The organism is Pseudomonas viridiflava, assembly GCF_001642795.1.
Classification (GTDB): Bacteria; Pseudomonadota; Gammaproteobacteria; order Pseudomonadales; family Pseudomonadaceae; genus Aquipseudomonas; species Aquipseudomonas viridiflava.
Map to the genome: position 1 here is coordinate 62,876 of NZ_LKEH01000034.1, position 11,611 is coordinate 74,486.

An 11,611-nucleotide genomic window follows, 5' to 3' on the forward strand; every position below is an offset into this window, starting at 1 on the left:
CCTCCGGCAGGGTGACGGCAGATACAGCGGATGATTCGGCGTATTCAACCGAAGGATCCATCCGGCGTCTGTAGCAGAAAACAGGGACAGGCGTACCGCCCCATTTCGCACGCAGGGCAGGCTCAGGACTAGGTGGAGGCGGCATCATCCTACGCAGAGGCCGAAGCGTCTAGGCTGGGTGATCGGGTAATGGCTATAAGCCAGCGTCCGGGTTTAGCGGGACATACAGTGTCAACGGGCCAGTGCTTCAATTCCCGACTAATTTTCCAGGAAGGACCTTGAGACATGTCGGCCACTGATTTGTTCCCCCTGACCGCTGCCCAGCGTGATATCTGGCTGGACCAGATCAGCCGTGGCGACTCGCCTCTGTATAACGTCGGCGGCTATGTGAAGCTGGTCGGTGATGTCGATCTTTTCCTGTTGCAGCGTGCATTCGAGCAACTGGTGGCCGCACATGATGCCCTGCGCACGGTCCTGTTGCCGGGGGCAGGTGCCGACGGTTTGCCGATGCAGCGCTACGCCGATTTCATCCCGGTGTCCATGCCGCTTCACGATCTGCGTGACCACCCCGAGCGAATCAGTGCCGCTCAGGCTTTGATTCGCGAGCAGATGCAGCGTCCTTATGCCTTGGATGGCAGCCCGCTGTTCCGGTTCTGCCTGGTGCGCGCGGATGAGGATCAATACTGGCTGGGCATTCAGGCCCATCACCTGATTCTCGATGGCTGGGGCTTCGGACAATTGCTCAAGTCACTGGCCGAGCAGTACACCGCGCTTTGCGAAGGCGACAGCCTTGATCTTCAAGGGCCGTCCTACGGCGACTTCATCACCGACGATGCGCGTTATCACGACTCGCCCCGTTATGCGCGGGACAAAGCCTACTGGCTGGACAAATATCGGGATCTGCCGGAGCCGCTGCTGGTGTCCCGCTACCACAACCGCAGGTCCACCGACCCGGCGCCGTCCCATAGCTGTGTACTGGCGTTCCCGGCCGCATTGCACACGCGCATGAATCAGTTCGCCGAGCGCTGCGGCGCCTCGGCGTTTCACGTTCTGCTGGCTGCGCTGCACGTTTACTTCACCCGTACGGCACAGCGCGACGACTGGGTGGTCGGCTTGCCATTGCTCAACCGCACGGGCGCACGCTTCAAGGCGACACTGGGGCATTTCGCTCAGGTCAGCGCGGTGCGCATGGCCTTCGCGCAGGAGTTGGATTTCACTGCGCTGGTCACCGAAGTGCGTGACAGCCTCAAGCGCGACTTCCGTCACCAGCGCTTTCCGTTGAGCGAGCTCAACCGCACCCTGGGCGTGTCCCGTGAAGACCGGGCGCAGTTGTTCGAGGTCTCGGTCTCTTACGAGCAAGACAATTACGACTACCGTTTTGGCGACATTCAGGCGCAGGCCGTGAAAGTCTCCAATGGCTATGAGCCGACGCCTCTGGCCTTGCACATGCGCACCAACAGGTTCAGCGATCAGGCGTCGTTGCACGTGGTCCATCACCGCGCCTGGTTCGATGATGCGCAAGCCCAGTCGATCGGCGAGCGGCTTCTGCAGGTGATCGAGCAGGCGCTGGAAAACCCTGCATTGCAGGTCAGCGCGTTCGATGTGCTGACACCTGCCGAACGCAGACAAATGAGCCGTTGGAACGACACCGAAACAGTGTCAGCCAGTCAGCTGTTGATTCATCAGCGTATCGAGCAGCATGCCCGTCATTGTCCGGAAGCCGTGGCAGCGATTTTCGATGGTCAGAGCCTGACCTACAGCCAGCTCGATCGCAGTGCCAACAGCATGGCACGACGACTGATCGAGTCGGGCATTGTGCCGGACGACCGGGTTGCGGTGGTCTCACGCCGAGGGCTGGACACGCTGGTCAGCCTGCTGGCCATTCTGAAGGCCGGTGCCGCTTACGTACCGGTTGACCCTGCACATCCACGCGAGCGGCTGGCTTATCTGCTGAACGACAGCGCGCCGTCGGTGGTGCTGACGCGTGCAAACCTGCGTGAGCGTCTACCGAAACTGACCCAGCCAGTGATCGAACTGGACCACTGCCATGAAGACCGTGGTTCCGACATCAAGCCCAACATTGTCTCGCTGCGCAGCAGCCATCTGGCGTACGTGATTTACACCTCAGGCTCTACCGGCCAGCCCAAGGGCGTCATGGTGGAGCATCGGATGCTGGCCAATCTGGTGGATTGGCACTGCGAGGCGTTCAAGCTGAGTGCAGGCGGGCATGCGTCCTGTCTGGCAGGCTTTGGTTTCGATGCCATGGCCTGGGAGATCTGGCCGACCCTGTGCGCAGGCGCAACGCTGCATCTGGCACCGGTTCAGGAAAATGGCGATGACGTCGATGCGATGCTGCGCTGGTGGTTGAAACAGCCACTGGACGTCAGTTTCCTGCCGACACCGGTTGCCGAATACGCGTTCAGCCTCGATGAGGATCACCCGACGCTACGCACCCTGTTGATCGGCGGTGACCGTCTTCGTCAGTTCGCCGAAGACCGCCGCTACGCCGTGGTCAACAACTACGGCCCCACCGAAACCACGGTGGTTGCGACCTCTGGCCTGGTGCAGGCCGGTGCATCGCTGCACATTGGCGGTCCGATCGCCAACACACGGGTCTACGTGCTGGACGCGCAGCTGCAAAAGTTGCCGGTCGGGGTGACAGGCGAGCTGTACATCGGTGGTTCGGGTGTGGCGCGTGGCTATCTCAACCGCCCTGAAATGACCGAAGAACGCTTCCTGGCCGATCCCTTCAGCCTGGCCCCACAGGCGCGGATGTACCGCAGCGGCGATCTGGTGCGCTGGAATGCCGACGGCACGCTGGATTATCAGGGCCGCAACGATGATCAGGTCAAGATTCGCGGCATGCGCATCGAGCCCGGCGAAATCGAAGCGGTGATTGCCAGCCAGACCGGTGTAAAGGAAGCCGTGGTGCTGGTGCGCGACGAGCAGCTTCTGGCGTGGTTTACCGAAACCTCGTGCGTGGACACCGACGAACTGCGCCAGGCCCTGCGCGCCCGATTGCCGGCGTACATGGTGCCGCGCGCGTTTACCCGGCTGGAGGTGCTGCCGCTGACCGGTAACGGCAAGCTTGACCGCCGTGCGTTGCCGAATCCTGACCCTGCCAGTCTGCTGGGCCAGGCGTACGAAGCACCGGAAGGTGAAGCCGAAATCGCAATGGCAGCTGTCTGGGCGCAGGTGCTGGGCGTTGAACGGGTAGGGCGGCATGACAACTTTTTCGAACTGGGCGGCCATTCGTTGCTCGCGATCAAACTGGTAGAGCGTCTGCGTGCTGCCGGGCTCAAGGCTGATGTGCATGCGTTGTTGTCACAACCAACCGTCGCTGCACTGGCGGCGAGCAGGGCAGATGTTCATGAACAGGCTGTACCGCCCAACGCCGTGCCACCGGGTTGCGAACGCATCACCCCGCAGATGCTGAGCCTGACCTGCCTCGATCAGTCCGCGATAGACCGCATCGTTTGCAGCGTTCCGGGCGGCGCTGGCAATGTGCAGGAAATCTACCCGCTGGCACCGCTGCAGGAAGGCATTCTCTATCACCACCTGTCTGCCGAACAGGGCGACCCCTATCTGCTGCAATGGCGTCTGGCGTTCGACAGCCCTGAGCGTCTGCACGCGTGGGCCGATGCCTTGCAACAGGTCATCGATCGTCACGACATTCTGCGTACCGCTGTGGCCTGGAAAGGGCTTGAGAGCGCCCAACAGGTGGTCTGGCGCAAGGCCGATCTGGTGGTCCAGCAGGTCAACCTCAACAGCGCTGCCGATGAGCACGCTGCCGACTCCGTGATGGATCGTCTGCACCAGCAGTTCGACGCCCGTCATCATCGTATGGACCTTTCCCAGGCCCCGTTGATGCGTCTGGTTCATACCGCTGACCCGGTCAACGGTGAAGTCGCTGCCGTGCTGTTGTTTCACCATCTGGTGCTCGACAACGCTGCGATGGAAATCGTCACTCGGGAAATGGAAGCACTGCTGCTCGAACCACAAACCCGTCTCGCTGCGCCGGTGCCATACCGTAACTATGTGGCCCATGTGCGAATGGCCAATGATGACGCGCGACACGAAGCGTTTTTCAGCGACATGCTGGGTGATGTGGACGAACCGACCCTGCCGTTCGGGGTGCAGGACGTTCGCTCCGATGGCGGTGATGTCGAGCAGGCAAGACGGATACTCGACAACGATCTGGCACTGCGCCTGCGCGAGCAGGCCCGCCAGCAGGGAGTCAGCGCAGCCAGCCTGGTGCACGCCGCCTGGGCCCGCGTGCTCGGTGTCATCGCCAATCGTCGTGATGTGGTCTTCGGCACGGTGCTGCTGGGTCGCATGCAAGGCGGCGAGGGCGCAGACCGGGCGCTGGGTGTGTTCATCAATACCTTGCCGCTGCGGGTTGATACCACGCGCAACGCCCGTCATGCCGTGAAGGCCGTGCATTCAAGGCTGTCGGCCCTGATTGCCCATGAACAGGCATCGCTGGTGCTGGCTCAACGCTGCAGCGGCGTGGCTTCCGGCGCGCCGCTGTTCAGCGCCTTGCTCAACTACCGCCACAGCGCCGAAGTCCGGCCTCGCGACGGCGAAGGTGTATGGCAGGGCGTGCGCGTTCTGGGCGGCGAAGTGCGCAGCAATTACCCGCTGACCCTGAGCGTGGACGATCTGGGCGAAGGGTTCGACCTGCATGTGCTTGCGCGGCATGGCATGGGCGCCGAGCGCATCGCCGGCTGGATGAACAACGCTGTGACGCAACTGGTGCAGGCGCTGGAGCAGGGCTTGCCCGAGCCGCTGGAAAGCCTGTCGATTCTGGAAGCGGCCGAGCGGGAACGTGTGTTGACGACCTTCAACGCCAGCGCACGCAGCTTTGTCGAAGGTCTGACGGTACACGCACAGGTCGAAGCCGGCGCAGCCACCCATCCGCAGGCTCAGGCCGTGATACAAGGTGACGAGGTGCTGACGTACGCCGAACTCAACCGGCAGGCCAATCGCCTTGCCCACCATTTGCTCAGCCTGGGCGTGAAACCGGATGAGCGTGTTGCGTTGTGTTTGCGTCGAGGTGCAGGCCGTGTGGTCGCCATGCTGGCCGTTCTCAAGGCAGGGGCCGCCTACGTTCCGGTAGACCCGGCGTACCCGGCAGAACGTATCGCCTGGCTGCTGGAAGACAGCGCGCCACGCGCCGTCGTGACGGAAGACTCGACGGCCAGTCTGGTGGGCAAAGTGCGTCAGGTGAATCTGGACCTTGGCGTCTGGCACGACGCAGCCGACAGCAATCCGCAGGTGGCGGGCCTCAACGACCGTCAGCTGGCCTATGTCATTTACACCTCCGGCTCCACCGGCCAGCCCAAGGGCGTGATGGTCGAACACCGCACCTTGAACAATCTGGTGCACTGGCACTGCCAAGCATTCGACGTGCACGCAGGCAGCCACACCAGCACCGTTGCCGGTTTCGGCTTCGACGCCATGGCCTGGGAAGTCTGGCCGGCGCTCTGTGCAGGCGCCGTGCTGCATGTGCCGCCCACCGAAGTCGCCAATGAGCACGTCGACGAACTGCTCGACTGGTGGCTGGAACAGCCGCTTCAGGTCAGCTTTCTGCCAACCCCAGTGGCCGAGCAGGCGTTCGGCCGTGCACGTCAGCATCCGACCCTGCGCGCACTGTTGATCGGCGGCGACCGCCTGCGCCAGTTCGACAAGGACCCTGGTTTTACGGTCATCAACAACTATGGCCCGACGGAGACCACCGTGGTCGCGACGTCGGGGCAGGTGATTCCGGGCGCGCAATTGCACATTGGCGGCCCGGTAGCCAACACCCGCCTGTATGTGCTGGACGAGCAACAGCAACCGGTGCCGGTCGGTGTGATCGGCGAGCTTTATATCGCGGGCGCGGGCGTTGCCCGTGGCTACCTGAATCGCCCGGACCTGACCGAAGAACGATTCCTCGCCGATCCGTTCTGTGCTGATAACCAGGCACGTATGTATCGCAGCGGCGATCTGGTGCGCTGGAACAGCGATGGCACGCTGGATTACGTGGGTCGCAACGACGATCAGGTCAAGATTCGCGGCATGCGCATCGAGCTGGGCGAGATCGAGACGGCACTCGCCAGTCAGTCCGGCGTGAAAGACGCCGTGGTGCTGGTGCGCAACGAGCGTCTGCTGGCCTGGTTCACCGAGACGGTCGACGTGGACACCGATGCGCTGCGTCTGGCGCTGCTGGACCGGTTGCCGGGTTACATGGTGCCGCTGGCGTTCATGCGTCTGGCGGCCTTGCCACTGACCAGCCACGGCAAACTCGACCGTCGGGCCTTGCCGGACCCTGAACTCGCCGATCTGACGGCGACTGTTTACGAAGCGCCGCAAGGTGAAAACGAGGTCATCATCGCCGGGCTCTGGGAGCAGGTGCTGGGCCTGGAACGCGTCGGGCGCCATGACAACTTCTTCGAGCTGGGCGGGCATTCGCTGCTGGCCGTGAGTCTGGTCGAACGAATGCGCAACGCCGGTCTGAGTGCCGATGTGCGCGTTCTGCTTGGTCAGCCGACCGTCGCAGCACTGGCCGCATCGGTCGGCAACGGTCGTGAGATCGTGGTGCCGGACAACCACGTGCCCACCGGCTGCACACGCATCACGCCGGACATGTTGAGCCTGACGCGTCTGGATCAGGCCGCCATCGAGCGCATCGTTTCGACGGTGCCGGGCGGCTCTGCCAACGTGCAGGAAATCTACCCGCTGGCGCCGCTTCAGGAAGGCATCCTGTACCACAACCTGACGGCTGAGCAGGATGATCCTTACCTGCTCCAATTGCGTTTGAACTTCGACAGCATGGCTCGTCTGCAGAGCGTTGCCGCAGGCTTGCGCAAAGTCATCGCCCGTCACGACAGCCTGCGCACCGCCGTGATCTGGGAAGGCCTGGAAGCGCCGCAGCAAGTGGTCTGGCGGCATGCCGAGCTGTCGGTCGAAGAAGTCTCCGATCTGACACATCCGGCCCCCATGGACCTGGGCCGTGCGCCGCTGATACGGCTGGATTACAACCGTGACCTGTCGCGCGAAAGCATTTCTGCCACGCTGCTGTTTCATCACATTGTGGTCGACGCGACAGCACTTGAAGTGATGCGCGAGGAATTGCTCACCCATCTGCGCGGCGAGCCTGAAACCGCGCTGCCTGCCGTTCCTTATCGTAACTACGTGGCGCAGGCACGTCTGGGCGTCAGCGAGGCCGAGCACGAGGCGTATTTCCGCGAACAACTGGGCGATATCGACGAACCGACCCTGCCGTTCGGGTTGCGTGATGTGCAAGGCAATGTGCAGGGCGATGGTCGCTGCATCGAAGAACACCAGCACACACTGCCCGACGAACTGATGCACCGCCTGCGCCGCCAGGCACGGCAGCTGGGCGTCAGTGTCGCCAGCCTGTTCCACCTTGCCTGGGGCCGGGTTCTGGGTGCCGCGACCGGCAATGATCGTGTGGTGTTCGGCACGGTATTGCTGGGTCGTCTGCAAGGCGGTGCCGGTGCGGACCGTGGCATGGGCATGTTCATCAACACCTTGCCCGTGCGGGTGGATCTGGATGAGGTCAGCGTGCGTGATGGCGCACGCGCCACTCATGCGCGTCTTGCCACATTGCTGGGGCATGAGCACGCGTCTCTGGCGCAGGCCCAGCGTTTCAGCGGCGTGGGCACAGCGTCACCCTTGTTCAGCGCCATTCTCAATTATCGCCACAGCGCAGGTCAGGCAAGACAGGACGCGCAGCGCGACAGCTGGCAAGGCCTGGAGATTCTGGCCAGTGAGAAACACACCAACTACCCGTTGAGCCTCAATGTCGACGACCTGGGCGAGTCCCTGCGTCTGTCTGTCACTGTCGCGCCCAAAGTGGGTGCTCAACGCATTTGTGGCTACATGCAGCAGGCGCTGACGGGGTTGGTCGATGCGCTGGACACCGAGCCCGGTCTGCCTTTGCTGGAATTGCCGGTGCTTGACGCACGTGAGCGCCAGCAATTGCTGGTCGGGTTCAACGCGACGTCCACCGCCCATGACCCCGAACAGACGCTTCTTGACCTGTTCAAGGCTCAGGTTGCCCGCACACCGGAGGCCATCGCCGTACTGGCGGAAAATGCGCAGTTGAGCTGGCGGCAGCTCAACGAGCAAGCCAACGCTCTGGCTCATCACCTGATCGATCTCGGCGTGCAACCTGATGATCGGGTTGCGATCTGTGTCGAGCGCGGTACGCCGATGGTGATCGGCCTGCTGGCCATTCTCAAGGCGGGCGGTGCCTACGTGCCGCTCGATCCGGGTTATCCCCGCGAGCGGCTGCATTACATGCTTGAAGACAGCGCGCCGAACGTGCTGCTGGTGCAGGCCTCGACCCGCAAGCTGCTGGAAAAGGAGCACGTATTGCGCGTTGATATGGACGCACCGGACTGGAGCCACGAACGTCTTCATGACCCTGAAGTGGCCAGCCTCACGGCCCGTCATCTGGCTTATGTCATCTATACCTCCGGCTCCACCGGTAAGCCCAAGGGCGTGATGGTCGAGCATCGCAACCTGACGAATCTGGTGCGCTGGGGCTCACTGCTGTGCCCGGCGACGCCGCACGGCGGGCTGTTGCACAAGACGCCGATCAGTTTCGACGCGTCGGTCTGGGAGATTTTCTGGCCACTGTGCAGCGGGCTGCCGCTAGTGCTGGCTCGCCCGGACGGGCAGCGCGATCCGGCTTATCTGTCCCGTTTGATCCGCGAGCGGCAGGTCAGTGTGGTGCAGTTCGTGCCGGTGCTGCTTCAGCAGTTTCTCGACATGCCGGACAGCAGCCAATGTCACAGCCTCACCGACATCGTCTGCGGTGGCGGCGAATTGACGGCTGCGCTGGCCGAGCAGGTGCGCCTGCGGCTGCCGTGGGTGCGTCTGCACAACGTCTACGGACCGACGGAAACCACCGTCGATTGCAGCTTCTGGACGCTTGACCCGCAGATGCCGCTGCCGGAGACGGCATTGCCGATTGGCCGTCCGGTCAGCAACACGCGTCTGTACGTGCTCGACACGCATGATCGGTTGGTGCCACAGGGCGTCATCGGACAATTGCACATCGGAGGTGCAGGAGTCACCCGCGGTTACCTGAACCTGCCGGAACAGCAGGCCGAACGCTTCATCGACAGCCCCTTCGTCGAGGGCGATCGCCTGTATCGCAGCGGCGATCTGGTGCGCCAGCAGGCCGATGGCAATCTGGAGTTTCTCGGTCGCAATGACGATCAGGTGAAAATCAACGGGCTGCGGATCGAGCCGGGCGACATTCAGGCCTGCCTGATTCGTCACCCCGGTATCGAGCAGGCTGTGGTGCTGGTGCGCGACGAGCAGCCGGGCGGTCAGCGGCTGGTAGCGTATTACACCGGCGCGCCGCAGTCAGTCGAGGCCTTGCGCGATGCTCTTCGCAAACATCTGCCGGACTACATGGTCCCGGCTCTCTTCGTACATCTCGACGCCTTGCCGCTGAGCCCCAACGGCAAACTGGATCGTCACGCGCTCCCGGTGCCGGGCGCCGATGCGTTGCTGTCCAGACCTTATGAAGCGCCTGAAGGCGAGATGGAAAACCTGCTGGCCGAACTCTGGAGCGAACTGCTCGGTATCGAAAACGTAGGACGACACGACAATTTCTTCGAACTGGGCGGCCACTCGCTGCTGGCGGTCAGCCTGACCGCGCGCCTGCGTCAGGAAGGCCTTGAAGCCGATGTCCGCGCACTGTTCGAGCACCCTACGCTGGCGGACTACGCAGCCATCACAGAGAACATGGAGATTATCCTGTGAGCATCAACGAACTTCTGGCGACGCTGAAAGCCAACGACATCCACCTGACGGTCAAGGACGGTCAACTGGTGGTGCAGGGCAATCGCCGCGCACTGACGGATAAAGGCCTGCTGGACAGCCTGCGTGAACACAAACCGGCGCTGATCGAGCGCCTCGAACAAGGTGATGCGCTGACCATCCGACGTGGCACGCAGACCTTCCCGGAAAACGCGATTCCGAGCGGCTGTACCCATATCACACCCGAGATGCTGACCCTGGTGGTGCTCGACCAGCCAGCCATCGATCAACTGGTCCAGGCCATACCGGGCGGCGCTGCCAACATCCAGGACCTGTATCCGCTGGCGCCGTTGCAGCAGGGCATTCTCTATCACCACGTCACGGCAACTCACGGCGACCCGTATGTGATGCAGGTGGAATTCGCCTTTGCCGACCGTGAGAGCCTCGATGCCTTTGCACTGGCGTTGCAAACAGTGATCGCACGCCACGACATTCTGCGCACTTCGGTGCACTGGGACGGTCTGGATACGCCGGTGCAGGTGGTCTGGCGTCATGCGGAACTGGTCGTCGATACATTGCAGAGCACGGCAGGCATCCTGCTGGATTTGGGACAGGCACCGTTGATCCGCCTGATCTGCAACCCGAACACCGACGACGGCGTCAAGGCGACCCTGGTGTTTCACCACATCGCCATGGACCACAGCGCGCTGGAGGTGGTACGCCACGAAATTCAGGCGTGTCTGTCCGGGCAAGCCGAAGCGCTGGGCACCCCGGTGCCGTTCCGCAACTACGTGGCGCAGGCACTGCTGGGCGTCAGCGAAGCCGAGCATGAAGCGTTCTTCCGCAGCATGCTGGCCGACCTGGACGAACCGACACTGGCGTACGACCTGCAGGACCTCAGTGGAGAGGGCGGCGACATCGGCGAATTCACCCTGGCGCTGGACCCGTTGCTGTGCCAGCGGCTGCGCAATCAGGCACGCACGCTGGGCGTCAGCGTCGCCAGCCTGTTCCACCTGGGCTGGGCGCGTGTACTGGCTGGCCTGACCGGGCGTCAGCGCGTGGTTTTCGGGACCGTGCTGATGGGTCGTCTGCTGGGGGCCGAGGCCACCGAACGGGCGCTGGGGATCTTCATCAATACCTTGCCGTTGCGTCTGGATCTGGGCGATCAGGACCTGCGCACCGCGATTCGCGCCACGCATCAGCGCCTGACCACGCTGATGCGTCATGAGCATGCGCCACTGGCGCTGGCCCAGCGTTGCAGCGGTGTTGCAGCACCTACACCGTTATTCAATGCCTTGCTCAACTATCGCCACAGCGCGCCTGCCGAGGCGGGCAGCGAGACCTGGCAGGGCATCCAGGTACTGCATGCGCAGGAGCGCAGCAACTACCCGCTGGTGGTCAGCGTCGATGACCTGGGTGAAGCGTTCAGCCTCACGGCCCAGACATCACCGCAGATTGACCCTCAGCGCATCTGCGCATATCTGCAACGTGCAATGGAGCATTTGCTGGAGGCGCTGGATCAATCGCCGCAGGCCTCGGCCGAACAGCTCGACATGTTGCCGCTCGAAGAGCGCACGCACCTGCTGCAGCACTTCAATCCGCAGCCGTCTGACTTCGCTGGCAGCCTGACGCTGCAGCAGCGTATCGAACAGCACGCGCCTGAATCCGTTGCCGCACAGGTAGGCGAGCAATCGTTGAATTACGGCGAACTGAACCTGCGCGCCAACGCGTTGGCCCATCACCTGATCAGCCTCGGTGTGCGCACCGACGACCGCGTGGCCGTCATGGCCCGTCGCGGCCTCGATACGCTGGTGGCCATGCTCGCGGT

2 protein-coding genes are annotated in these 11,611 nt (G+C 62.9%); both read left to right on the top strand.

Annotated features, from left to right (window positions below; genetic code table 11):
• The first annotated feature begins 285 nt into the window (after positions 1–285).
• Positions 286–9,786: a non-ribosomal peptide synthetase gene (locus AO065_RS19420; RefSeq protein WP_004888318.1), complete on the top strand. Its 9,501-nt coding sequence runs from the start codon at positions 286–288 to the stop codon at positions 9,784–9,786.
• Positions 9,783–11,611, top strand: a 1,829-nt coding sequence (locus AO065_RS19425; protein WP_155737751.1) for a condensation domain-containing protein, incomplete at its 3' end; no start/stop codon positions are given. The genes AO065_RS19420 and AO065_RS19425, both read left to right, overlap by 4 nt.